Annotated in this window: 18 protein-coding genes and 2 pseudogenes; 8 read left to right on the forward strand and 12 right to left on the reverse strand. The window is 72.6% G+C overall.

The window, feature by feature from the left end; translation table 11 throughout:
• Positions 1-98: 98 nt before the first annotated feature.
• Positions 99-2,045, reverse strand: coding sequence for an acyl-CoA dehydrogenase family protein (locus tag ACFWR9_RS23430; protein ID WP_383845330.1), 1,947 nt, complete (start codon positions 2,043-2,045; stop codon positions 99-101).
• Between the two features lie 289 nt (positions 2,046-2,334).
• Between ACFWR9_RS23430 and ACFWR9_RS23435 the strand changes: the two genes are divergently transcribed.
• Entirely contained in the window at positions 2,335-3,348 is a 1,014-nt protein-coding gene (locus tag ACFWR9_RS23435) for a LacI family DNA-binding transcriptional regulator (RefSeq protein WP_383845332.1), read from the forward strand.
• 36 nt (positions 3,349-3,384) lie between these two features.
• Here the strand turns inward: ACFWR9_RS23435 and ACFWR9_RS23440 are convergent.
• The 3 genes and pseudogenes from ACFWR9_RS23440 to ACFWR9_RS23450 form a co-directional block, all read right to left on the reverse strand.
• Positions 3,385-3,809 (reverse strand): annotated as a pseudogene (locus ACFWR9_RS23440) (hypothetical protein); the annotation flags it as partial.
• A 77-nt stretch (positions 3,810-3,886) separates the two neighbouring features.
• Positions 3,887-4,582: a response regulator gene (locus tag ACFWR9_RS23445; RefSeq protein ID WP_383845334.1), complete on the reverse strand. Its 696-nt coding sequence runs from the start codon at positions 4,580-4,582 to the stop codon at positions 3,887-3,889.
• Between the two features lie 29 nt (positions 4,583-4,611).
• Entirely contained in the window at positions 4,612-5,820 is a 1,209-nt protein-coding gene (locus ACFWR9_RS23450; RefSeq protein ID WP_383845336.1) for a sensor histidine kinase, read from the reverse strand.
• A 143-nt stretch (positions 5,821-5,963) separates the two neighbouring features.
• Here ACFWR9_RS23450 and ACFWR9_RS23455 point away from each other — a divergent pair, with 143 nt between their 5' ends.
• The 3 genes from ACFWR9_RS23455 to ACFWR9_RS23465 all read left to right on the forward strand — a co-directional run bounded on the left by ACFWR9_RS23455 (position 5,964) and on the right by ACFWR9_RS23465 (position 8,804).
• On the forward strand, positions 5,964-7,106 hold the full coding sequence (locus ACFWR9_RS23455) for a hypothetical protein (protein WP_383845338.1): 1,143 nt from the start codon (positions 5,964-5,966) through the stop codon (positions 7,104-7,106).
• Complete coding sequence (locus ACFWR9_RS23460) at positions 7,103-8,290, forward strand: glycosyltransferase family 4 protein (RefSeq protein WP_383845340.1); 1,188 nt, start codon at positions 7,103-7,105, stop codon at positions 8,288-8,290. The genes ACFWR9_RS23455 and ACFWR9_RS23460 overlap by 4 nt, the downstream gene beginning before the upstream one ends.
• A gap of 100 nt (positions 8,291-8,390) precedes the next feature.
• The gene (locus ACFWR9_RS23465; protein ID WP_383845342.1) at positions 8,391-8,804 is read left to right on the forward strand and encodes a cytidine deaminase; all 414 of its coding nucleotides are present in this window, start codon (positions 8,391-8,393) and stop codon (positions 8,802-8,804) included.
• Between the two features lie 73 nt (positions 8,805-8,877).
• Here ACFWR9_RS23465 and ACFWR9_RS23470 read toward each other — a convergent pair whose 3' ends face one another.
• The 3 genes from ACFWR9_RS23470 to ACFWR9_RS23480 form a co-directional block, all read right to left on the reverse strand.
• The gene (locus ACFWR9_RS23470) at positions 8,878-10,323 is read right to left on the reverse strand and encodes an aldehyde dehydrogenase family protein (RefSeq protein WP_383845344.1); all 1,446 of its coding nucleotides are present in this window, start codon (positions 10,321-10,323) and stop codon (positions 8,878-8,880) included.
• Positions 10,324-10,571: 248 nt separating this feature from the next.
• Positions 10,572-12,215, reverse strand: coding sequence for a PucR family transcriptional regulator (locus tag ACFWR9_RS23475; RefSeq protein ID WP_383845346.1), 1,644 nt, complete (start codon positions 12,213-12,215; stop codon positions 10,572-10,574).
• 125 nt (positions 12,216-12,340) lie between these two features.
• Positions 12,341-14,485, reverse strand: coding sequence for an ATP-binding protein (locus tag ACFWR9_RS23480; protein WP_383845348.1), 2,145 nt, complete (start codon positions 14,483-14,485; stop codon positions 12,341-12,343).
• Positions 14,486-14,754: 269 nt separating this feature from the next.
• On the opposite strand from ACFWR9_RS23480, the gene gabT reads away from it, so the two are divergent.
• Together gabT and ACFWR9_RS23490 are read left to right on the forward strand one after the other, a co-directional pair.
• Complete coding sequence (gabT, locus tag ACFWR9_RS23485) at positions 14,755-16,089, forward strand: 4-aminobutyrate--2-oxoglutarate transaminase (protein ID WP_383845350.1); 1,335 nt, start codon at positions 14,755-14,757, stop codon at positions 16,087-16,089.
• A 427-nt stretch (positions 16,090-16,516) separates the two neighbouring features.
• Positions 16,517-17,176, forward strand: a complete 660-nt coding sequence (locus ACFWR9_RS23490) for a phosphatase PAP2 family protein (protein ID WP_383845352.1) — start codon at positions 16,517-16,519, stop codon at positions 17,174-17,176.
• Here the strand turns inward: ACFWR9_RS23490 and ACFWR9_RS23495 are convergent.
• Positions 17,115-18,152 (reverse strand): site-specific integrase, encoded by a 1,038-nt coding sequence (locus ACFWR9_RS23495; RefSeq protein ID WP_383845354.1) that lies wholly within the window; start codon positions 18,150-18,152, stop codon positions 17,115-17,117. The genes ACFWR9_RS23490 and ACFWR9_RS23495 overlap by 62 nt on opposite strands.
• A gap of 232 nt (positions 18,153-18,384) precedes the next feature.
• Positions 18,385-19,398: an NADP-dependent oxidoreductase gene (locus ACFWR9_RS23500; protein WP_383845356.1), complete on the reverse strand. Its 1,014-nt coding sequence runs from the start codon at positions 19,396-19,398 to the stop codon at positions 18,385-18,387.
• A 115-nt stretch (positions 19,399-19,513) separates the two neighbouring features.
• Between ACFWR9_RS23500 and ACFWR9_RS23505 the strand changes: the two genes are divergently transcribed.
• Positions 19,514-20,056, forward strand: a complete 543-nt coding sequence (locus tag ACFWR9_RS23505; RefSeq protein ID WP_383845358.1) for a TetR/AcrR family transcriptional regulator — start codon at positions 19,514-19,516, stop codon at positions 20,054-20,056.
• Positions 20,057-20,109: 53 nt separating this feature from the next.
• Here ACFWR9_RS23505 and ACFWR9_RS23510 read toward each other — a convergent pair whose 3' ends face one another.
• Positions 20,110-20,370, reverse strand: coding sequence for a hypothetical protein (locus ACFWR9_RS23510; protein WP_383845360.1), 261 nt, complete (start codon positions 20,368-20,370; stop codon positions 20,110-20,112).
• Between the two features lie 476 nt (positions 20,371-20,846).
• A complete protein-coding gene (locus ACFWR9_RS23515) occupies positions 20,847-21,350 on the reverse strand; it encodes a MarR family winged helix-turn-helix transcriptional regulator (RefSeq protein WP_383845362.1) in 504 nt (167 codons plus the stop codon).
• A 447-nt stretch (positions 21,351-21,797) separates the two neighbouring features.
• On the opposite strand from ACFWR9_RS23515, the gene ACFWR9_RS23520 reads away from it, so the two are divergent.
• A complete protein-coding gene (locus ACFWR9_RS23520; RefSeq protein ID WP_383845364.1) occupies positions 21,798-22,349 on the forward strand; it encodes a hypothetical protein in 552 nt (183 codons plus the stop codon).
• 137 nt (positions 22,350-22,486) lie between these two features.
• Here the strand turns inward: ACFWR9_RS23520 and ACFWR9_RS23525 are convergent.
• Positions 22,487-23,023: pseudogene (locus ACFWR9_RS23525) on the reverse strand (DUF4158 domain-containing protein); the annotation flags it as partial.
• Between the last annotated feature and the right edge of the window lie 201 nt (positions 23,024-23,224).

Genomic DNA, 23,224 nt, shown 5'->3' on the forward strand with positions numbered 1-23,224 from the left:
CCGCCGACGGGGTGCAGCGCGGCCCCCCGGCCGGGGGGGGGGGGGGGGGGGCGGGGGGGGGGGCCCGCGCCGGGGCCCCCGCCCCGCGGCTGCTTCGCTCAGCGGATGGGGCGGTGGACGTTCTCCCGTTGGGAAGCACCGGGTGCGGCGTCCGCGATCCAGGGGCCGTTGCCCGACGGGTCGACGATGCCCTGTTCGAGCCACTCGTACGCGCCGCCCAGCACGCCCTTGACGACCTTGTGGTCCAGGTCGTCGGTGTTGCTCCAGAGGCGGCCGAAGAGTTCCTCGACGCGGATCCGGGACTGGCGGCAGAAGGCGTCGGCGAGCTGGTAGGCCTCGCGGCCGTGTTCGTCGGCGGCGCGCAGGTGTTCGGCGCGGACGCAGGCGGCGCTCATCGCGAACAGCTCCGCGCCGATGTCGACGATCCGGCCCAGGAAGCCCTGTTTGGTCTCCATCCGGCCCTGCCAGCGGGACATGGCGTAGAAGGTGGAGCGGGCCAGTTTGCGGGCGGTGCGTTCGACGTAGCGCAGGTGGGCGGCGAGGTCGGGGTGGCCGGAGGGGTGGAAGTCGGCGTAGGAGCGCGGGAGCTGGCCCGGTCCGGCGACGAGCTTCGGCAGCCACTTGGCGTAGAAGACGCCGGCCTGCGCGCCCGCCTTCGCCTTGTCGGCCAGGGTCTTGTCGGGGTCGATCAGGTCGCCGGCGACCGAGAGGTGGGCGTCGACGGCCTCCCGCGCGATCAGCAGGTGCATGATCTCGGTGGAGCCCTCGAAGATGCGGTTGATGCGCAGGTCGCGCAGGATCTGCTCGGCGGGCACGGCCCGCTCGCCCCGCGCCTCCAGGGAGGCCGCGGTCTCGAAGCCGCGGCCGCCGCGGATCTGGACCAGCTCGTCGGCCATCAGACAGGCCATCTCGGAGCCGTAGAGCTTGGCGAGAGCCGCCTCGATGCGGATGTCGTTGCGGTCCTCGTCGGCCATCTGGGAGGAGAGGTCGAGGACCGCCTCCAGCGCGAAGGTGGTCGTCGCGATGAAGGAGATCTTCGAGCCGACCGCCTCGTGCAGCGCGACCGGCTTGCCCCACTGCTCACGCACCGCCGACCACTCGCGGGCGATCTTCAGGCACCACTTGCCGGCGCCGACGCACATGGCGGGCAGCGAGAGGCGGCCGGTGTTGAGGGTGGTGAGGGCGATCTTGAGGCCGGCGCCCTCGGGGCCGATGCGGTTGGCGGCGGGGACGCGCACCTGGTGGAAGCGGGTGACGCCGTTCTCCAGGCCGCGCAGGCCCATGAAGGCGTTGCGGTTCTCGACCGTGACGCCCTCGGAGGCGGCCTCGACGACGAAGGCGGTGATGCCGCCCTTGTGGCCCTCGGACTTCGGGACGCGGGCCATCACGACGAGCAGATCGGCGACGACGCCGTTGGTCGTCCAGAGCTTCACGCCGTCGAGGACGTAGTCGTCGCCGTCCCGGACGGCGGTGGTGGCCAGCCGGGCCGGGTCGGAGCCGACGTCCGGCTCGGTCAGCAGGAACGCCGAGATGTCGGTGCGGGCGCAGCGCGGCAGGAACGTGTCCTTCTGCTCCTGGGTGCCGAACATCTTCAGCGGCTGGGGCACGCCGATCGACTGGTGGGCGGAGAGCAGCGCGCCGATCGCCGGGTTCGCGGATCCGACCAGGGCGAGGGCCTTGTTGTAGTAGACCTGGGTCAGGCCGAGACCGCCGTACTTGGTGTCGATCTTCATGCCGAAGGCGCCCAGCTCCTTCAGCCCCGTGATCACCTCGTCCGGGATGCGCGCGTCGCGCTCGATCACGGATCCGTCGATCTTCGTCTCGCAGAAGTCGCGCAGCTTGGCGAGGAACTCCTCGCCGCGCTGGACGTCGTCGTCGGCCGGCAACGGGTGGGGGTGGATGAGGTCGAGGCGGAAGCGGCCGAGGAACAGCTCCTTGGCGAAGCTGGGCTTGCGCCAGTCCTGTTCGCGGGCCGCCTCGGCGACCTGGCGGGCCTCACGCTCGGTGACCGTGGGCCGGGAGGAGGGGGTGGTTGCTGCGGACATGAGGCTCACCTCAACGATTCGTCCTGCGCGAACTTGCGGACGTACGTTACTAGTCGGTGCTACCCGATCGTATGTACCCGATCCGGGGCGACCTCACCACCCTTCGTGCGGCCGTTCGGCCGATACCGCGGCGGGACGCCCGGAGTGGAAAAGCGGAGGAGTACGCTATCGAAGCGCTTCGACAGACTATGGACACCCATCCCCGCCGGGGGCTACTGTCGAACCACCCTCCCCCGCACCTGTCCACCCCGCGCGCTGTCGAAGCGCTTCACAATACTTGGAGAGCTGGATGGTCACCCTCGCCGAGGTCGCCCAGCACGCCGGAGTCTCCGCGAGCACGGTGAGCTATGTCCTCAGCGGCAAGCGGTCCATCTCCACCACCACCCGGCAGCGGGTCGAGGAGAGCATCCGCACGCTCGGCTACCACCCGAACGCCGGCGCCCGTGCCCTGGCCAGCAGCAGGTCGAACATCATCGCGCTCATGATCCCACTGCGCAGGGACATGTACGTGCCGGTGATGATGGAGATCGCCATCGCCGTCGCCACGACCGCGCGCACCCACGGGTACGACGTCCTGCTGCTCACCGGCGAGGAGGGCCCCGACGCGGTGCGCCGCGTCACCGGCAGCGGGCTGGCCGACGCGATGATCGTGATGGACGTCGAGCTGGACGACGAACGGCTGCCCCTGCTGCGGGGCACCGACCGGCCGTCGGTGCTGATCGGTCTGCCGGCCGACACCGAAGGGCTGACCTGCGTCGACCTCGACTTCGGGGCAACCGGCGCGCTGTGCGTGGAGCATCTGGCGCGGCTGGGCCACCGCGACATCGCCGTCATCGGCGAGGCCCCGGCGGTCTACGAACGGCACACCGGCTTCGCCGAACGCACCCTCGACGGGCTGCGCGCCCGGGCACGGGAGCTGGGCCTGCGGCTGCTGCACCGGCCCTGCGAGGGCGGGTACGACGCGATGGCCGCGACCCTCGCCCGGGTCTTCGACGAACGTCCGGACACCACGGGCTTCGTCGTCCAGAACGAGTCGGCCATCGAGCCGCTGCTCTCGCTGCTGCGCCGGCAGGGCCGTGCGGTGCCCGAGGACGTGTCGGTGGTCGCGGTCTGCCCGGAGCAGGTCGCCACCCATGCCTCGGTGCGGCTCACCTCGGTCGCCCTGCCCGCGCAGGAGATGGGCCGGCAGGCCGTGCAGCAGCTGATCGCCAAGCTCGACGGACGCGGGAGCGACGAGGTCGTGCTGCTCGCGCCGGAGCTGACCGTCCGGGCCAGCTCGGGACCGGCGCCCGCGCGGTCGTGAGCGCGGGGGCCGGCCCCCGGGCCGGGGTGCGGTGGGTCAGCCGCCGCTGACCGTCAGGTTGTTGGTGATGAAGTCGAGGCCGCCGGCGGACGAGGTGATCTCGTAGCCGCACTGCACGTCACCGATGGTCTCGTCGCCCATCCAGCCCTTGGTGTCCTTGATCCACTTCAGGATCGGCAGGATATCGACCGTGCCGGAGCCGGAGTCCGAGGTGCGCAGGAACGAGAAGACCTCGTTGGCGCCGTTGCTGCCCTTGTAGACGTTCCAGGAGTGGCCGCCGAGGGCGACGGAACCCTGTGGGCTGCCGAGCGGGCCGAGGGATGTGATCGGCTTGTTGATCACCTTCTGGCGTTGGGGTAGGACTTGATGCCGCCCGTGGCGGGGTGGTCGGCCCAGGCGCCCCAGTTGGTGCCGGAGTTGGCCCAGACGCACTGGCCGCCGGCGCCGGAGCCCCAGATGTGGACCGTACGACTACGTGGACCTCGACGGCGCGTTCACCGCCAGGGGCGTCCATGACGTCCGGGTCAGGCTGCGCGGCTCAGTGCGGCTCGCGCACGTCGGCTTCTCCGGCTGAGGGTCCGCCGCCCGCCCGGACCAGGCCCAGTTCGTAGGCCACGATCACGGCCTGGGCCCGGTCGCGCAGTTCCAGCTTCGCGAACACCCGGTTGATGTGGGTCTTCACGGTGTGGTCGGTGATGGTGAGGCGGCCCGCGATCTCCGCGTTGGACAGGCCCCGCGCGATCAGGGTCAGCACCTCCGTCTCCCGGACGGTGAGGTCACCGGCCGCGTGGACCGGCAGCCGGGACCCGCGCGCGTGGACGAACTCGGCGATCAGCCGCTTGGTGATGCCGGGCGAGAGCAGCGCGTCGCCGGCCGCCACCACCCGGACCGCGTGCAGCAGTTCGGGGAAGGTGGCGTCCTTGAGCAGGAAGCCGCCCGCCCCGGCGGCGAGGGCGTCGTACACGTACTCGTCGAGACCGAAGGTCGTCAGCATCAGGACCTTCGTCGTGCCGCCGGAGGCGGCCAGGATCTCGCGGGCCGCCTCGATGCCGTTCCGGTGCGGCATACGGATGTCGAGGAGAGCGAGGTCGGGCCGGGTCTCGGCGGCCACCCGGACCGCCTGAACCCCGTCCGCCGCCTCGCCGACGACCTCGATGTCCTCCTGGGTGCCCAGGAGGTTCACGAAGCCGGTGCGGACGACCGCCTGGTCGTCGGCGACCAGTGCCCTGATCACACCCGTTCCCCTCTCTCCTGCCACCGGGTTCACCCGCTCCCCCACGGAAGCTCAGCCTCCACCAGGAACCCGCCGTCCGGGCCCGCCCCGGCGCTGAGCCGCCCCCCGACCAGGGCCGCCCGCTCCCGCATCCCGGTCAGACCGTGCCCCGCGCCGGGACCGGAGCCGGCGCCGCAGCCGGGGCCGTCGTCGCGGACGCGGAGGGTGAAGAGCCGGCCGGCGCCGTAGTCGACCTCCACCACGGTACGGGCACCGGGCGCGTGCTTGCGTGTGTTGGTCAGCGCCTCCTGGGTGATCCGGTAGGCGGACAGTTCCCATGCGGCGGGCAGCGTCACCCGCTCCCCGGTGATCCGCAGCTCGGCCACGCCGCCCACCGCCCGGTGCTGCTCGACCAGTTCGGCGAGGTGGTCGAGGGTCGGCTGCGGTGCGGTGAGGGCCGCTTCGCCCTGGGGGTTACTCTGGGGGGTGCGCAACACGCCGAGCAGGCGGCGCAGTTCGGCCATCGAGGAGCGGGCGGTGGCGGCGATCTGCTGGAAGCCGTCGCGGGCCTCGGGGGTGAGTCCGGGGGTGGTGTAGGTGGCGCTCTCGGCCTGGACGGCGATCATCGACACCGAGTGCGAGACGATGTCGTGCAGTTCACGGGCGATGGCGGCCCGTTCGGCCTCGGCGGCCTGCTGCCGCTCCATCGCGATCATGCGGGCCTGGGCCAGGTGCCGTTCGGTGCGGGTCTCCTCGCGGGAGCGCACCGCGTCACCCATCATGACGGCGCCGAAGACGACCACCGTCAGCAGGAACGACTCTGCGAACAGGCTGAGCGAGCCCTTCTCCCACAGCGCCGGCACCGGCAGGTCCATCCGCGACCAGGTGTTGATGTGCACCAGGTTCACGCAGAGGGCGCCGAGCGCGCCGCCCGCGACGGTCAGCGCCGGGTGCAGCACCCGGCGCCGGCCGAGGCAGTAGCAGCCGATCAGTCCGCTCACCATGATCGAGACGTACAGGTTGATGTCGCCGGCGAAGCCGAGGAGTCCCGCGGCCACGGTGAGCACGGCGATCGGCGGGAAGGAGCGCCGCCACATCAGTGAGGCGGCCGAGACGAGCACCCCGACCGTGGTCGTCACGCCCGCGGGGATGACGATCAGCTCGGCGACCGCTCCGGCGGTCACGACGGCACCGGTGACCCAGGGGTAGGCGGGTGCGGCGATCCAGTCGCGGACCCGCCGCTGCAGCGGCACACTCATGCGGCCCATGATCCCGGCCGGGGCGGGGCCGCGCGTCACCGCTCGGGTGGAGTCCGGCGGCGGATGTCGTACCACGGGTTGAGTCCCAGGTGCGGAGCCTCGGTTGACGCCGTGCGAGCTGCGCGTTCGTAGCGTCGGCGGACATGGGGAAGAGTCTTGGACAGCGGGTCGCGACGTACTCCGCGGGGCGACTGGAGCGCTGTGCGTGGGCCGGGTGCGCGGTGGTCGCGCCGGGCTTCGCGCTCGCCTCGGACGTGGGCACGCACCGGGTGTGGGGGTGGACGGCGGGGGCCGGGTACGCGCTCGCGGCGCTGCTGTCGTCCGGTTCCCGGCCGCGCCGCGCGGCCCGTGCCGTCGCCGTGCTGGGGGCCGTCCTGGTACCGCTCGCCGGTCTGGTGGCGGCGGGGCTCGCGCAGTCGGAGGTCACCGTCGTCGAACGGTCGGGGCAGCTGCTGCTGACGACCGGGAGCCCGTACGTCTCCGCCCCCGTGGCCGTCGGCGACTTCAACCCCTATCTGCCGGGGATGGCGCTCTTCGGCGTGCTGCCCGGGGACGCCCGCTGGTGGCTGGGGGGCGCGTTCGTCGCCTGCCTCGCCGCCGTCGGCCTGGTCCGCGCCCGGCTGTTCGCCTGCCCGTTGGTGGCGCTGCCGTTCGCGGTGGGCGGTGTCGACCTGCCGGTGGCCGGGCTGATGTGCCTCGGCGTCGCGCTGGCCGGGCGGGGGCGGGCGGGCCTGGCCGGTCTGGCGCTCGGGGCCGCCGCAGCGCTCAAGTGGACGGCCTGGCCCGCGCTGCCGGTGGCGCTCGCGCTCATCGCCGTGAGCCGGGGCGGGCGGTCCGCGCTGCGGTGCGCTGCCGTGGGTCTGGGCACCGCGATGGCGGCGGTACTGCCCTTCGCGCTCGCCGACCCCGCCGGCTTCCACCGCAACGTCGTCGCCTTCCCGCTCGGCCTCACCGCGGCCGTCTCCCCCGCCGGGAGTCCACTGCCCGGACACCTGCTCGCGTCGTACGTCCCCGGCGGCACGGCGATCGCCCTCGCGCTCCTCGCGACGGGCGCGCTGCTGATCGCCCTCTCGCTCGCGCTGCGTCCGCCGGGAACGGTGCGGGCGGCGGCCGCGCGGCTCGCGCTCGGTCTGGGCCTGGCGACGGCCCTGATGCCGGCGACCCGCTTCGGCTACCTGGTGTATCCGCTGGTCCTCGGGGCGCTGGCGCTGCGCACACCGCCGCGCGTGATCCCTGTCGTCCCCGCCCGGGAGCCCGCCCCCACCGGAGAGAAGGCCCCCGCATGACACGCGACTCCCGCGGCGGAAACCGCCCCCGCACGCTGATCGTCACCAACGACTTCCCGCCCCGGCAGGGCGGCATCGAGACCTTCGTCCGGGAACTGGCCGACCGCTTCCCGCCCGACGAGGTGGTCGTCCTCACCTCGGCGGCGGACCCGGCGCGGGACGGCGCCCCCTTCCCGTACCCGGTGATCCGCCACCGGGCCCGCACCCTGCTGCCCACGCCCCGCGCCACCGCGCACGCCGCGTCCGTGGCCCGGCGGTACGGCTGCGACCGGGTGTGGTTCGGCGCGGCGGCGCCCCTCGGGCTGATGGCGGACCGGCTGAGGCGTACGGCGGGGATCCGTACCGCCGTCGCCACCACCCACGGCCACGAGGTGTGGTGGGCCCACACGCCCGGCACCCGGGGCCTGCTGCGCCGCATCGGCACGCGGGTGGACACGGTGACCTGGCTGGGCGAGAGCACCCGCGGGCCCGTCGAGGCGGCCCTCGCGCCCGGGACCCGCACCGCCCGCCTGGCCCCCGGCGTGGACACCGACGCCTTCCACCCCGCGGTGGACGGCGGGCCGGTCAGGACCCGGTACGGCCTGGGGCACCGTCCGGTGATCCTGTGCACGGCCAGGATGGTCCCGCGCAAAGGGCAGGACACGCTGATCAAGGCCATGCCCTGGGTCCGCAGGGCGGTCCCGGACGCCGTACTGCTCCTCGTGGGCGACGGCCCGTACGCGCCCGAACTGCGTCGACTCGCCCTGCGCGAGGGCGTCATGGACGCGGTCGTACTGGCCGACGGGCACCCCCACCACACGCTCCCGCCGTTCTACGCCGCCGCCGACGTCTTCGCGATGCCGTGCCGTACCCGCAGGGGCGGCCTGGAGGTGGAAGGGCTGGGCATCGTGTACCTGGAGGCCGCCGCGGCCGGACTCCCGGTCGTGGCGGGCGACTCGGGCGGCGCGCCGGACGCCGTGCGCGACGGCCGGACGGGGCATGTCGTCGACGGGCGCTCGGTGGCCGCGACGGCGGACCGGCTGATCAGACTGCTGCGCAACCCCGCCGAGGCCCGCGCGATGGGCGGCAGGGGCCGAGAGTGGGTGCGTGCCGAATGGACCTGGGACCACGCCCACACGACGCTGCTCGACCTGCTCGGCATCGAAGCCGCGGCCCGGCCGGGGGCGGTGCCGGGCCGGGACTGACCCGACGGCCGCGCATCGCCAAACGCGCGTCGCCGTATCCGCTTGCGCGTGCGCGGCGTCCGGGGGCACCGTCGGCGGACACCAGAGGAAGGCGAAGAGGATGACCGCGCAGACCCACCCCGTCGACCACGAACTCGTCGAGGCCGCGACGGACGTCGCCCGCACCCGCTGCCGGGGCGACAACCACACCATGGCGGCCGCCGCCCGCGCCCGGGACGGCCGGATCGTCACGGCGGTCAACGCCTACCACTTCACCGGCGGCCCCTGCGCCGAGCTGGTCGTCGTCGGCGCGGCTGCGGCCCAGGGCGCCTACGAGCTGGACACGATCGTCGCCGTGGGCGACCGGGAGCGGGGTGTCGTCCCGCCGTGCGGGCGGTGCCGTCAGGTGCTGCTCGACTACTTCCCCGCGCTCAGGGTGTTCGTCGGCGGCGGCGACCGTCTGCGGGCCGTTCCCGTCGCCGAGTTGCTGCCGGAGACCTACGTGTGGGCCGACCACCAGCTCGACGCCGGGTAGGCCGGAGCCTGCACGCACCGGCGGCCCGAACCCCCGCACAGTGGGTTCGGGCCGCCGGTCTTCCAGGGGTGCCTCAGAGAGCGAGGTCCGTCAGGACCAGCACGCGCTCGTAGGTGTAGTCGTCCATCGCGAACCGGACGCCCTCGCGGCCCACGCCGGACTGCTTGGCACCGCCGTACGGCATCTGGTCGGCCCGGTAGGAGGGGACGTCGCCGATGACGACGCCGCCGACCTCCAGGGCGCGGTGGGCGCGGAAGGCGGTCTGGAGGTCGTGGGTGAACACGCCCGCCTGGAGGCCGTACTTGGAGTCGTTGACGGCGGCGAACGCCTCGGCCTCGCCGTCGGCCTTCTGCACGCTGAGCACCGGGCCGAAGACCTCCTCGCGGGCGAGCGTGACGTCGGCCGGCAGGCCGGTGAGCACGGTCGGGGCGTACGAGGCGCCGTCGCGCTTGCCGCCGGTGTGCAGCGTGGCGCCCGCGTCGACGGCTTCCCGCACCCACGCCTCGACGCGCTCGGCGGCGGCCTCGCTGACCAGCGGGCCGACGTCCGTCGCGTCGTCGTTCGGGTCGCCGGTCACCTGGGCCTCGACGGCGGCGACGACGCGCGGCAGCAGGCGGTCGTACACGGCGGCGTCGGCGATCACGCGCTGCACCGAGATGCAGGACTGGCCGCCCTGGTAGTTGGAGAAGGCCGCGATGCGCTGCGCGGCCCGGTCCAGGTCGGCGTCGCTCGCCCAGTCGCCGAGGACCACGGCCGCGCCGTTGCCGCCCAGCTCCAGGGTGCAGTGCTTGCGCGGCACCGAGTCCATGATCGCGTAGCCGACGGTCTCGGAGCCGGTGAAGGAGATGACCGGCAGCCGCTCGTCCTGGACGAGGGCCGGCATGCGGTCGTTGGGCACCGGGAGGATGCTCCAGGAGCCGGCCGGCAGCTCGGTCTCGGCCAGCAGCTCGCCGAGGACCAGGCCGGAGAGGGGGGTGGCCGGGGCCGGCTTGAGGATGATCGGCGCGCCCGCGGCGATCGCGGGGGCGATCTTGTGCGCGCAGAGGTTGAGGGGGAAGTTGAAGGGCGCGATGCCCAGGACGACGCCCTTCGGGAAGCGGCGGGTCAGCGCGAGCCGGCCCTGACCGCCGGCGTCGGTGTCCAGGCGCTGGGCCTCGCCGCCGTTGAAGCGGCGGGCCTCCTCGGCCGCGAAGCGGAAGACGGAGACCGCGCGGCCGACCTCGCCGCGGGCCCACTTGACCGGCTTGCCGTTCTCGGCGGAGATCAGGCGGGCGATCTCCTCGGTGCGCTCGGCCAGCCGGCGGCTGACGTGGTCCAGCGCGGCGGCGCGGACGTGGGCGGGGGTGGCGGCGAACTCGTCCCGTACGGCGTACGCGGCGGCCACGGCCTCCTCGACCTGGGCATCGGTCGGCACGCTCACCGCGCCGACCCGGCTGCCGTCCCAGGGGGACGTGACGTCGAAGGCGGCCTTGCCGGTGGCCTGGCGGCCGGCGAGCCAGAAGGCATGGGTGGAAGTCATTGTCGAGTCCCGGCCCTTCCGCGTTGGGGGTGTGTACGGGGGTGCGGGGTCCACGGTAGGGCGGGGGGCGGTGGGGGGCGTTTGTCCGGGGTGTAGTGGTGGGCGTGGGTTGTTCGACGTAGCGGCCAGGTGGGGTGCGGGAGAGAGGGTTTTCGCCCCGCCGCCCCTTCCCGTCCCGAACCTGGGGGCTGCCGCCCCCAGACCCCCGCTTCGGCCTGGACGGCCTCGTCCTCAAACGCCGGACGGGCTTACTCGGCCGACGTCGCCTTCAGCGCCAACCACAGCTCCATCCGTACGTCCGGGTCGTCCAGGGACCGGCCGAGGATCTCCTCCACGCGCCGCATCCGGTAGCGCAGCGTGTGGCGGTGGACGCCGAGGTCGGCCGCGGCCGCGTCCCACTGGCCGTGGCGGGAGAGCCACGCGCGCAGGGACGCCACCAGGTCGCCCCGGCCGGTCGCGTCGTGGTCGCGCAGCGCCCGGAGCAGGCCGTCGGCGAAGGCGCGCACCGCGTCGTCCGCGAGCAGCGGCAGCACCGATCCGGCCGCCAGGTGTTCGTGCTCCACGCAGACGCGTCCGCGCCGGCGGGCCACCGACAGGGCCTGCTCGGCCTGCTTGTAGGCGGCGGACGCGGCGATGGGCCCGGACGGCGCCGACAGGCCGACGGTCAGGCCGTCCTCGTCACCGCCCGCCGGGTCCGGCGCCGGACGGCCGGACTCCAGCGCCGACGCGTACTCGACGCAGGCGGCGACGGCCGCGCCCCCGTCCGTGGCGAGCACCACCAGCCGCCCGCCCTCGGGGACGGCCAGCACCGCCTCCCCGGCACGGGCCGCCGCGGACTCCACGACCTCGGCGAGCGCGCCCAGCCGGTCGCCGCCGGTGCCCGCGGCGGGCCCGCGCCCGTGTGCCCGCGCGGCGGACGCCGGCGCCGACTCGGCGACGATGATCCGGAAGGGCGCGTCCAGCAGGCCGCCGTACAGGTCCCCGGCGACCGTCCGCGCGTGGTCCGGTTCGCCGGCCAGCAGCATGCGCAGCACGGCCTCGTCGATGCGCAGTGCGGCCTCGTGCAGGGAGCGCGAGCGTTCCGTGGTGAGTGTCAGCAGGGCGACGGCCGAGTGCACGGCGTACCGCTCGGCGGTGCCGAGGGCGGCGGCGGTGCCGACGGCGAGGGCGGAGCGGGGCCTGCGGGAGGTGCCGAGGGAGTGCAGTTCGACCCGGTCCGTGTGATCGGGGTGCTCGGGCTGCTCGGGGTCCTCGGCCCCGCCGACCACGGCGGAGGCGGGCGCGGGCCGCTCGCGCAGCCGCCGCACGTCGGCGGTGAGCCGGCCGGCCCTGCGCCCCGCCCAATCGGGCGCCGTGGCGACGACGGCGCCCGAGGCGTCGTACAGCGCCGCCCACCCGTCGACCTGTGCGGCGAGCGCGGCCAGCAGCCCCTCCGGACCGTCGGTCAGCGCCCGCCTGGTCAGCTCCCGCTGGGCGGCGAAGCCGGCGGTGACGGCCCGGTACTGGTCGGCGGCGATCGCGGCGGACACGGCCTTGCTGATGGCGAGGAAGGGCGTGCGGCGGGGCACCTCCAGGAGCGGCAGGCCCTCCTGCCGGGCCGCGTCGACCAGTGCGCCGGGGATGTCGTCGTAGTTGACGCCGACGGCGAATCCGAGGCCGACCACTCCGGCGTCCGCCAATCGCTTGACGTACCGGTGCATCGCCTCGGGGTCCTCGGCGTCCAGCTTGAGGGCGGTGATCAGCAGCAGTTCCCCGCCCTCCATGTAGGGCACGGGGTCGGCGAGTTCGCTGACGTGGGCCCAGCGCACCGGGGTGTCCAGACGGTCCTCGCCCGCGCGTACGGTCAGTTTGAGCGCCGAGTGGTGGACGAGCGAGGCGAGCGTGGGGCGCATGGGGTCCTGGGCCTTCGGATCCGTGTCAGTGGTGTGAGGTGCCTGTGATCTTTTGGCCGCCGCGTATGAACGACCTGTGTCGATTCTGCCTCACTGTACGGTCCCCGGGCGCCCGGCCCGGACGGTCACCCGCGCAGGTCCACCAGCAGCGGCGGCGCGTGCTCGCCCTTGACGGTGGTCAGCGACAGCACCGCGTGCCCGGCCGGCACGGCGTGCGCCAGCTCGGACGCCGACCAGCGCTCACGCTCGACCTGCCGGACGGTGACCGCCCGCGCGGTGGGCGCCTTCCCGGTGATCACCCGGCGCAGCATGTGCGCGGCCTTGCCCGCCGGGGTCTCGGCGATGATCTGCCGGTCGGTGACGTCGCGGGCCTCGGTCCACTCCTTGCCCCACACCTCGGCGAAGTCCTGGCCGTCCCAGGGGGTGAGCCCGGACAGTGCCATGCGGCAGCCGATGGCTCCGAGCAGCGGCCCGCGCAGCGGTCGCGGTACGTCGTCCAGGGTGCGCAGGGTCAGCACGGCGCCGGCGCCCGCCGAGCGCAGCCGCTGCACGCCCCGTACCGCCTCCGGTGTCACCACCCCGCTCGCGTCGTCCAGCACCAGGCAGGCGAACAGCGACCGGTCCTCCCGTACCGAGACGCTCGCCGTGAACTGGGCGAGGACCAGCCGTGCCAGCATCCGGGAGGCGTCGGCGTGACCGCGTTCCGGCAGGTCGATGCGGACCCGCACCGGGTGGTCGAGGGCCTTGAGGGAGAAGGGCCGGGACTGCCCCGAGGTGTCGAAGAAGGGCGCGAAGGCCGGCCGGTCGAGAAGCGCCACCCGGTCGGCCAGCACTCCGCCCACGTCTCCGGGGTGGCCCAGCTGCCGCTCGCGCGCGTCCAGCTCGCGCAGCAGGGACTCCTGCCCCGCCGCCCGCAGGCCCTGCCGCAGTTCGGCCAGCGGTCCGGGTGTCCCGTCGAGCAGTTGCCGCAGCTCCGGTACGCCGGGGAAGCGGCCGTGCACCGCGCGGAAGGGGCCGAGCAGCTGGGCGAGGACGGTGGTGGAGCGGCGGGTGTCGCTGCCCGGATGCGGGTCGGCGAGGTCGCCGGCCAGGGCTTCGGCGAGCACGACCGCGGCCTCGTCCGGGTCGGTGGTGCCGCCGTACAGGTCGAGGTCGTACACGGAGTCCGGGTGTCCGATCCGTACGACGACGTCGTAGGCGTCGGCGGGGCCGAGGTCCGCGCCGGCGGCGCCGACCACGACGACCGCGGCCCGCCCGGCGAGCGCGTGCAGGCACAGCGACTCGGTGAGCGGCCGGACCACGCTGCCGGTCTTGCCGGAGCCCGCCGGGCCGACGGCCAGCAGGGAGGTGCCGAGCAGGTCGGGGCCGAGGGCGAGGCCGGTGCCGCGGTAGGCGTAGGGGTTGCGGGCGTCGTCGGCGGCGGTGCCGATGCGCACCTGTCCGGTGACCAGGTCGTGCCGGGCCCGCCGGGCGGGCAGGTCGCGGTCGCCCGAGGGGTGCGGGCAGGCGCCGGCGCCCGCGCCGAGCACCGCGCCGGTGAAGGTGGCCAGGCTGTGCCGGCCGCGCTGCACGCCCTGCCAGGCCCGCGCGATGCGGGCGTGGTCGACGTCCCGCATCAGCCCCTGGCGCGCTTCGGTGGCGAGCCGCTCGGCGGCTTCGACCGCGCCGGCGGCGCGGAGCGCGGGCCAGGCGGCGGGGTCCTCCTCGGGGGCGGGCGGGGGTCCGGCGGCCTGGGTGGCGGGGCGCCAGGCGGGCGGGCCGTAACGCCGCCAGATCTCGTCCCAGCGGCCGAGCCGGCCGACGCCGACCATGATGATGCCGGCGATCAGGGCGTAGTAGGCGTAGACGGCCACGACCGAGCCGAAGCTGTGCGGCTCGGCCCAGGAGTCCGGGATCATCGCGTACAGGGGCAGCAGCCACCAGCCGCCCAGGTAGCCGTTCCACAGCAGGGACCAGATCAGCCAGCCGACCAGGAAGGCGATCACCGCGCCGCTCACCAGCTGCCGTCCCGGCACCCGCTCGGGCTCCTCCTGCGGCCGCGGCCGGTGTCCGAACCGCCACACGCCGGGCAGCGTCTCCGGTCGCGGGGTGCGCAGCCAGGACAGGAACGCGGAGCCGTCGGGCAGCGGCGGCACGCCCGGCATCCCGGGTGCCCGGGAGGGTCGCGGCGGCACCCCGGGCGCCTCCGCGGGCACCTCGGGAGGCCCCGCCGGACGCGGCACAGGATTCGCATGCGTACCCCGCGCGTCCCGGTTCCCGTCGCTGTCCATCGCCCTTGCCCCCTGACCAGCCGCTCCGTCCACCATCAGCGAGCCAATCTAACGCCCTCCCAAGGGGAGTTCACCGCATACGCGGCCGGGCCCGCCCCGACGTGTCCCGATGTCGCCGTACCCGTCGTATGTCCAACACATGTCCAGGACGGACAACCGACACCACGGACAACGCCCACATGGAGCATGCCCACCCCACCCCACCGGTCCTAGCCTGCGAGAAAAGAAGGCAAGAGTCCGCAAGATCCCGCAAGACCCCAGGAGCCCTCATGACCGCACTTCCGCAGGAGCGCCGCGTCGTCACCGCCATCCCCGGCCCGAAGTCGCAGGAGCTGCAGGCCCGGCGCACGGCCGTGGTCGCGCAGGGTGTGGGCTCCGTACTGCCCGTCTTCACGGCGCGCGCCGGCGGCGGCATCATCGAGGACGTCGACGGCAACCGCCTGATCGACTTCGGTTCCGGCATCGCCGTCACCTCGGTCGGCGCCTCCGCCGAGGCCGTGGTGCGCAAGGCCGCCGCGCAGCTCGCCGACTTCACGCACACCTGTTTCATGGTGACGCCCTACGAGGGCTACGTCGCCGTCGCCGAGGCGCTGGCCGAGCTGACGCCGGGCGACCACGCCAAGAAGTCGGCGCTGTTCAACAGCGGCGCCGAGGCCGTCGAGAACGCCGTCAAGATCGCCCGTGCGTACACCAAGCGGCAGGCGGTCGTCGTCTTCGACCACGGCTACCACGGCCGGACCAACCTGACGATGGCGCTGACCGCGAAGAACATGCCGTACAAGCACGGCTTCGGGCCCTTCGCGCCCGAGGTGTACCGCGTACCGGTCGCCTACGGCTACCGCTGGCCGACCGGTCCGGAGAACGCCGGTCCGGAGGCCGCCGCCCAGGCGATCGACCAGATCAGCAAGCAGGTAGGCGCGGAGAACGTGGCGGCGATCATCATCGAGCCGGTGCTCGGCGAGGGCGGCTTCATCGAGCCGGCCAAGGGCTTCCTGCCGGCCGTCAGCGAGTTCGCCCGGGACAACGGCATCGTCTTCGTCGCCGACGAGATCCAGTCCGGCTTCTGCCGCACCGGCCAGTGGTTCGCCTGCGAGGACGAGGGCATCGTCCCGGACCTGATCACGACCGCCAAGGGCATCGCGGGCGGCCTGCCGCTCGCCGCGGTCACCGGCCGCGCCGAGATCATGGACGCCGCGCACTCCGGCGGCCTCGGCGGCACCTACGGCGGCAACCCGGTGGCCTGCGCCGGCGCGCTCGGTGCCATCGAGACGATGAAGGAGCTGGACCTCAACGCCCGGGCCAAGCACATCGAGGCGGTCATGAAGTCCCGCCTCACCGCCATCGCCGAGAAGTTCGACGTCATCGGCGACGTCCGGGGCCGCGGCGCGATGATCGCCGTGGAGCTGGTCAAGGACCGCGCCACCAAGGAGCCGGACCCGGAGGCGACCGCCGCGCTCGCCAAGGCCTGCCACGCCGAGGGCCTGCTGGTCCTGACCTGTGGCACCTACGGCAACGTGCTGCGTTTCCTGCCGCCGCTGGTGATCGGCGACGACCTGCTGAACGAGGGCCTCGACATCATCGAGCAGGGCTTCGCGCGCCTGTAGAACGCGCGTCTGCGCGAGCGCCCGAACGCGCGTCTGAGCTGCGTTTCGCACGCCCGGCGTGGGGAGCGGCAGAGCGTGTGAAGAAGGTGTGCGGGGTGGATGGCAGGACCCCGATGCCCCTGTCCTGAGCGCACCCCCTGCCGTAGGTTCTACGCAGATGAGAGATACACCCCGCCCACAGGGGACTGTGGGCGGATCTCAGGCCGACGCTTCCCCAGCTTCGACCTGGTCGTGCCTCGCGCACACAACCGGAACCCGTGGGTTCCGGGTCCTCACCGATCGGACGGTCGCCCGCCCCAAACCCCCCGGGGCGCGCGGCGTTCCGGTCAGGACGGCCGCCTCGGCACCCGGGACGGCGGTTCACCGAAGGGCCGGCACACTCCCCCCCTTGTGCCGGCCCTTCGGTGTGTTTGCCAAGCTGTGCGCCATGCTGCTGCTCGGGCTCCCCGTCCTCCTCTTCGCGCTGATCACCTGGCAGGTCGTCGCCGACGGCCCGCTGGTCGGCGTGGACGAACGGCTGAGCCGGGCGCTCGTCCACCCGGACCGCCTCTCCGAGCTGCTGTCCGACCTCGGCAACGTGCAGGTCGCCGTGCCCGTCCTCGTCGTCGCGCTGGCGTACGTCGGGTGGCACGGGCGGGCGCGCGGTGTGGACCGGTGGTGGCTGCCGCCGCTGGTAGGCGCCCTGGCGATGGTCCTGGTGCCGGCTCTGGTGGCGCCGCTGAAGGCGTGGACCGACCGCCCCGGCACTCCGGCGGTGCCGCCGGCCGTCGGCTACTACCCCTCCGGTCACACCGCCACGGCGCTCGTCGCGTACGGCGCGGCGACGCTGCTGCTGTTCGGCGCGCTGCGTGCGCCGGCCGTACGCCGTGCACTGGTCGCCATCTGTGCGCTCCTCGTCCTGGGCGCCTCCTACGGGCTGGTGCGCCGGGGCTACCACTGGCCGCTGGACGTGGTGGCCAGCTGGTGCCTGGGGGCGGTGCTGCTGGCCGGGGTGTGGCGGGTGGTCCGCCGCACCCCGGGGGCGGTCAGCCGAAGTAGGCGTCGAAGTTCCTCTGGAACTCCCAGTTCCCGAACCGGTCCCAGTTGATCGACCACGTCATCAGGCCGCGCAGGTCCGGCCGCGCGAACAGCCGCACCACCGCGTCGTAGCCCAGCGGCTCCAGCCGGCGGGTGCCCTTGCCGCCGACCAGGAACACGAACGGGCTGGTCGCGTCGAGCGGGCGCTCGTGCATCACATAGCGGCTGACCGCGTCCAGAGTGCGAGCCTCGTGCAGGTCCACGGCCCGTTCGGTGCGGGACTTGCCGCGGACCCCGCGCGGGTGGTCGTCCCGCTTGCGGACCGTCACCCGACGGCGGCCGTAGGAGATGTCGTCCAGGTGCAGCGACAGCACCTCGCCCGGCCGCAGCCCGCCATCCAGCATCAGCAGGAACACCGCCAGGTCCCGCAGCCGCTTCAAGCTGCCGATGAACTTCTCCAGCACCGCCTCGTCCACCGGGCGCGGCAGCCGCCGCGGCTGCTTGACCGTCACCGTGCGGCGGGTGGGCTGCTGACGGCTCGCGCGACCCATGAACGGTTGGCGCCGGTCCGGCACCCGGGCGAGAGCCGGATCAAGGCGCATCTGCATCGGGGAATCGCCGTCATACTCCTCGGCGACCACCGCCCAGTCGTAGAAGCTGGAGACAGCAGCCAGGATCCGGTTCACCGTCACCGGCGCGAGCAGGCTGCCCGGTGCCTCCGAGCCGCCGACCACGACCGTCAGGCCGAGTCGCTGGGCGGGTCGGCGCGACGGTGCCCGCCGTAGGAACGCCAGCAGCCGCAAGGCATCCGGGCCCCGGAACTGGCGCCAGTCCATGCCCTCAGCAGCAAGGAAGGTGAACAGCCGCCGCAGGTCGCACGCGTACGCGCAGATCGTGTGCGGCGAGAAACCCCGGTCCACCAGATGATCCAGGAACCGGCAGGCCGACGCGACCGGCTCACCATCACCGTCGACCAGCCGTACCCGGCGAACGACACCGCCATCGCGTTCCTTGACCACCCGCACACCGGCCTCCCCAGCCTGCACTCGGATGGTGTAACGAGCCCTGTACCGCCCCCGCCACGGCGCCGGTTCTGGCATCACTCGAAGGTGTCCAGATAAGGAGATGCTGGGTCGGTACTCCTTCCAGCTCCCGACCTGCCCGGCGGTCTGCGGCCCCTGCGCGACAAACACGCCACCGACGACGGGTGAACTTCGGGCAGCCGGGGAGTGAGAAAGCCGCACTGGATTTTTCTCGTCCCCGGCCCGCCGACCAGCCTTAAGGGACCGTGAGCACGATCTTGCCTTGGATGTGCCCCTGGGCGGCGCGCTTGTGTGCTGCTTGGGCGTCTGCGAGCGCGAACGTGCTGTCGATGGCGACGCGGATCGTGCCCGCGTCCATCAGGCGTCCCAATTCCGCGAGCTGAGCGCCGTTCGCTCGTACCTGCGTGCCGGATACGGTGATGCCCAGCCTCGCGTTCTCCTCGTCGTCGAACTCTCCGAAGTACACCGGGTACAGTGCGCCGCCGCGCTTGAGAGTGGGCAGGAAGCGTCGGCTGTCGGGGCCCCCGACGGTGTCCAGGACGAGGTCGACGTCGCGGACGATGTCCTCGGGGCGCTGCTTGGTGTAGTCGATGTATTCGTCGGCGCCGAGGCCGTGAAGGAAGGTCTCGTGGGTGCCGGAGGCCACGGCGATGACGCGGGCTCCCTTCCACTTGGCCAGTTGCAGGGCGAGGTGGCCGACGCCGCCGCCGGCTCCGTTGATGAGCACCGTGGTGTCGCTGCCCAGTGCCATGGGGCGGTGCCTTGCCTCCTGGAACGGGGAGGGATGGTCGTGCCCGACGTCGATCAGGTATTGCCACGCCGTCAGCCCCGACATGGACAGTGCGGCAGCGTGTGTGTGGTCCACGGCGGCCGGCTTGGGCGCGAGGTCGGATGCGGGTGCGGTGACGTACTCGGCGTACGCGCCGCTCTGCATCAGGACGGGAAAGCGCAGCAGCCCCACCACCTCGTCCCCGGCCGTGAAGCCGGGGACATCGGCGGCGACGGCTTCCACGACACCCGAGATGTCGGTCCCCGGGATCAGGGGCAGGTCGAACGGGGGCCTGAACTCGGGAGGGATGCCGGGCATGCCCTCGCGTACGTACCAGTCGGGCGGGTTGAGACCGACCGCCCTCACGCGGACGAGTACCTCGCCCGGGGCCGGTTCGGGAACTGCGACCTCCTCGTGACGCAGCACGTCGGGGCCGCCGAACTCGTGCAGCTGGATCGCTTTCATCATGCGGGTCGGCATCGTGTTCCTCCTGCCTACGGCACGGTATACGCTTATTCGGATCAGTGGACCACATAAGTGGTTCACTGATCCGAATATATGGATCAGTGAACCGATTGGTCAAGTAAGGAGACCGATGCGAGTCGACGCGCAGAGAAACCGCGACCATCTGCTCGCCGTGGCGGGTCCCGTCATAGCCGAGCAGGGCATCGACGTGTCGATGCGCGACATCGCGCGCAGAGCCGATGTCGGCCTCGCGACGCTGCTGCGGCACTTCCCGACGCGCGAGGCGCTCCTGGAGGGCCTGCTCCACGCGAGCTTCGGCGACCTGACGACCAGAGCGAGCGAGCTTGAGACAGCGCACACGGCCGAGGACGCTCTCGTCTCATGGGTGCGCGACTGCGTCGCCTGGACAACCGAGTACCGAGGGGTGACCGTACTGATGGCGGCAGCCATCGAGGACCCCGAATCCGCCCTGCATGCCTCGTGCGTCACCCTGCGCGCAGCCGGTGCCCGGCTCCTCACCCGGGCTCAGGCCACAGGCGCGGCCCGGAACGACATCGACGGCGATGACCTCTTCGCCCTGATAGCCATGCTCGCGTGGGTCGGCGATCAACCCACACTCGCACCCCGCGCCAACCACCTCTTCGACCTCGTCACCAGCGCTGTAGGGGCATGACCCGGATACGCCAGAAACCCGCCCCGGGATGATCTTGGAGTCTGGATGGCCCGCTACGGGGTGTCGCCCGTGAGGGTGCCGACGCGGTTCTCGTACTCGCGGCGGGCCTTGCGCCGGGCCGGGGCCGCCGGGCCACCCTGGCTGCCGTCGAGCGGCTGGCAGCGGGCAAGGAGCTGACGGTGCACGGCAGGAACGGCGCTGACCCGCAGGGTGTAGCCCTGGCCGCGCCGTACGGTCACCCCCTGGTCGAGCGCGGCCCGCTCAGCGGGCTCCAGCTCCATGGTGCGGAGGAAGTCGGCGACCTTGCCCGGCATGTCGAGGGTGACCGGCAGTTCCGGGGCGGGGGCGTCCTCCGTGGTGGCGGTGCGGTCGGGCAGGAGGTCGGCGACGGCGGTGCGGATCGCGCCGCGGCTGACGCCGTGGTCGCGGGCGAGGGCGGCGATGGAGCGGCCCTCCAGGTACGGCGTCGGCGTCCCAGCGGGCGTAGCGCAGCAGCCGCCGCATCGGCCCCGGCCGGACGTGACCAGCCCGTTCGGCCAACTGCCAGCAGTTCTTCCGCTCTACTTGCGAGAGCAGCCCGAGCAGATAGGCGCGGGCACTCGCCCTCGGCTCAATTCGACCGAAGCGGCCCGCGATCCGGGCCACGACCTGGTCGAACATCATCCGCCGGCGGACAGGGTCTACGCTATGGCCCGCGGCCACCGAACGATCTTCGTTTGTCCACACACCAACCGATGATCATGCGGTGGCCGTACCTGTTCCCAGCTGGGTCCGTCACGAGACCGCAAGATCAGGACGGATTACCAGGAGTCCCGTCGCGCTCGACATTGGCCACCATCTTGCGTAGTACCTTGAGCGCGGCCACGTACTCTTCGTCGCTGATGCCCTGGTGGACCACGGCGCGTAGCTCGGTCGCAAGCTCACGGAGCCGCACCCTGGCGGTCTCCCCGGCATCCGTGAGGTGCAGGCGTTGCCCGTCGTCGTTCCGAAGCCATTCGCGGTGGAGCAACTGGTCGATGGCCCTGGCGATTTCGTGCGGCCCGTCGGCAAGGTGCGTCAGCTGCGTGACGACCTCTTCGCGGCTCGGCGCCGTGGGCCCGCCGTTCACGCGGTTGAGTACCCAGTACTGCGGCTGCGTGACGTCGACCTTGGCCATGGCGTCACGCAGATGCCGGGTGACGGTCGTATGGGTCAGGCCGCACCAATAACCGACCGGCTGAGTCGCCAGCATGTCATCGGTGGCGGCCGGGTTCGCCGGTGCCTGATCGGTGATGGTTCCGGTCAGTGATTCCATGATCGCGACGCTACATTTCCCCGGCGCACTGAACCATCGGAATGCGGTACTCGCTGCAACTCGTCCGGTGGGCCGTGTCGGAAGCGCGACCACCGTCATCCTTCGAGCCGTCGCGGCCCGCGCCGTCATGCCGAAGCCCACCGCGGCCTGTGCCGACGATGGCTCACCCACGCAGCCAGCGAGCACATCACAGAACCGCACTGGAGTATTAGGCCCGCTGAACATGGGAACTGCGAAGTGGACTATTCAAGCAGGTCTGTTGGGACGGAAGGACTGCCGATGACTGACGCCGACCAACGCAGGTCCGTGCGGAGCCATGCTCGAAGGACCCGCCGCGTTCTCGAGACGTCGCAGCCAACCGCCGACCCGGGGTCTGACGATCATCGGGACGTCCGGGCGCAACACCGTTCGCATCGGGAGGCTCGGCCGCTGGAGAGGTGGGCGCGCTTGGAATTGCAGTGCGAGGTCAACAGGGTAGGCCCATCCGAGAGTCACGAGGATCTGGCCCAAGTCGTCCTCTCCATCCCGCCCACCGAGGGTCACAGCTCACTCGACGAGGTACATACAAGGACAACAGACGACTCCATCGACTACATCCCGATGCAGATGCGGAAGGGCGACGAAGCCGGAAACGAAGATCTCGCCATCGTGATGCGATGGTTCCTACGTGCCCTGGCAAGCGGCCAGGTGAAAGTACTGAGTACCGGAGGTGCGGTAGAGCCCCGAGCTGAGCCGCACTCGCTCGCCGGCACGGACCGGGCACGCATCAAACCGTCCTACGTCAAGCAAACCGAGCACTTGGCCTTGGTGACGGACCAGGCCCACAAACCGGCTCAGCATCCAAAGCTCTCAGGGACGCCACGCGACGGCATCACCACACTGACCGCCCAGCTCGCCCAGCTCCGGAGACTCCACGCGGAAGCAGTAGCAATCGCCGACACACTGGCTGACGGTCTCGCCCACGCCGCAGCGGCCGACAGGGAGACTGAAGGGGCATGAAACAGATACGCCAGAAATCCGCCATGGGATGATCTTGGGTCCTGGACGACTCGCTACGGGGTGTTGCCCGCGAGGGCGGTGACGCGCAGGGTGTAGCCCTGGCCGCGCCGTACGGTCACGCCCTGGTCGAGCGTGGCGCGCTCGGCGGGTTCCAGTTCGGTGGAGCGGAGGAAGTCGGCGGCCTTGCCTGGCATGTCGAGGGCGACCGGCAGCTCCGGGGCCGGAGTGTCCGGGTCGGTTGCCGTCCGGGCCTCCGACACCTGCCGGGCCAGCGCCGAGACGCCCGGCAGCAGCACCCGGTGCCGGCGCAGCCACCCCACCGCATGGTCGAACAGCGCCTTCGGCCCCTCGGCGTGCGTCCACGCCCGCCCGTACAGGAACGTACGGAACCGCCGACCCCACTCCGGATCTTCGTACGAGTGGTAGCCGTAGGCGTCCCGGATCTCCCACGCGTGGCCATACAGCGTCTGCCGCCGCTCGGTGTACCGCTTCACCAGCGAGGAGTCCTCGATGCCGAGCTGCGCGGCCAGGTGGTCGACCACCGGCCACGGCACCGCGAGAGGGTCTTCCAGGAACAGGCCGACGTAGCGGACCGTGCACATCTGGAGCGCGAACCCGAGCTGGTGATGCTTCGTACGCCGCAGCGCGATCAAGTCCCGGTCGACCTTGTCAACCCCTTGCGCTGCTCATATCCCTCCCTCCTCCCCCGCGAGGGCCGCCGCCGCCTCGTGCATCGCCAGTTCCAGCAACGCCGGGTCGGTGAGGGTGCCGGAGCCGTGCGGGGGGGGGAGCCCGCGCGGCCCGCCGGTCGAAGGTCCCCCCCGGGGGGGCAGCACCATTCAGGTGGCGAGCCCGCGCCGGCGGGCCCCCGGGGC

Origin of the sequence: Streptomyces sp. NPDC058534 (genome assembly GCF_042717365.1) — a bacterium.
Lineage (GTDB): Bacteria > Actinomycetota > Actinomycetes > Streptomycetales > Streptomycetaceae > Streptomyces.

Coding starts and splice junctions, on each gene's coding strand:
- ACFWR9_RS23510 (WP_383845360.1), bottom strand. CDS start 20,370: ATGCCGGGCAAGGTCGCCGACTTCCTCCGCACCATGGAGCTGGAGCCC.
- ACFWR9_RS23460 (WP_383845340.1), top strand. CDS start 7,103: ATGACACGCGACTCCCGCGGCGGAAACCGCCCCCGCACGCTGATCGTC.
- ACFWR9_RS23465 (WP_383845342.1), top strand. CDS start 8,391: ATGACCGCGCAGACCCACCCCGTCGACCACGAACTCGTCGAGGCCGCG.
- ACFWR9_RS23475 (WP_383845346.1), bottom strand. CDS start 12,215: ATGCGCCCCACGCTCGCCTCGCTCGTCCACCACTCGGCGCTCAAACTG.
- ACFWR9_RS23515 (WP_383845362.1), bottom strand. CDS start 21,350: ATGGAATCACTGACCGGAACCATCACCGATCAGGCACCGGCGAACCCG.
- ACFWR9_RS23435 (WP_383845332.1), top strand. CDS start 2,335: ATGGTCACCCTCGCCGAGGTCGCCCAGCACGCCGGAGTCTCCGCGAGC.
- ACFWR9_RS23505 (WP_383845358.1), top strand. CDS start 19,514: ATGCGAGTCGACGCGCAGAGAAACCGCGACCATCTGCTCGCCGTGGCG.
- ACFWR9_RS23490 (WP_383845352.1), top strand. CDS start 16,517: ATGCTGCTGCTCGGGCTCCCCGTCCTCCTCTTCGCGCTGATCACCTGG.
- ACFWR9_RS23455 (WP_383845338.1), top strand. CDS start 5,964: ATGGGGAAGAGTCTTGGACAGCGGGTCGCGACGTACTCCGCGGGGCGA.
- ACFWR9_RS23430 (WP_383845330.1), bottom strand. CDS start 2,045: ATGTCCGCAGCAACCACCCCCTCCTCCCGGCCCACGGTCACCGAGCGT.
- ACFWR9_RS23470 (WP_383845344.1), bottom strand. CDS start 10,323: ATGACTTCCACCCATGCCTTCTGGCTCGCCGGCCGCCAGGCCACCGGC.
- ACFWR9_RS23480 (WP_383845348.1), bottom strand. CDS start 14,485: ATGGACAGCGACGGGAACCGGGACGCGCGGGGTACGCATGCGAATCCT.
- ACFWR9_RS23500 (WP_383845356.1), bottom strand. CDS start 19,398: ATGCCGACCCGCATGATGAAAGCGATCCAGCTGCACGAGTTCGGCGGC.
- ACFWR9_RS23450 (WP_383845336.1), bottom strand. CDS start 5,820: ATGAGTGTGCCGCTGCAGCGGCGGGTCCGCGACTGGATCGCCGCACCC.
- gabT (WP_383845350.1), top strand. CDS start 14,755: ATGACCGCACTTCCGCAGGAGCGCCGCGTCGTCACCGCCATCCCCGGC.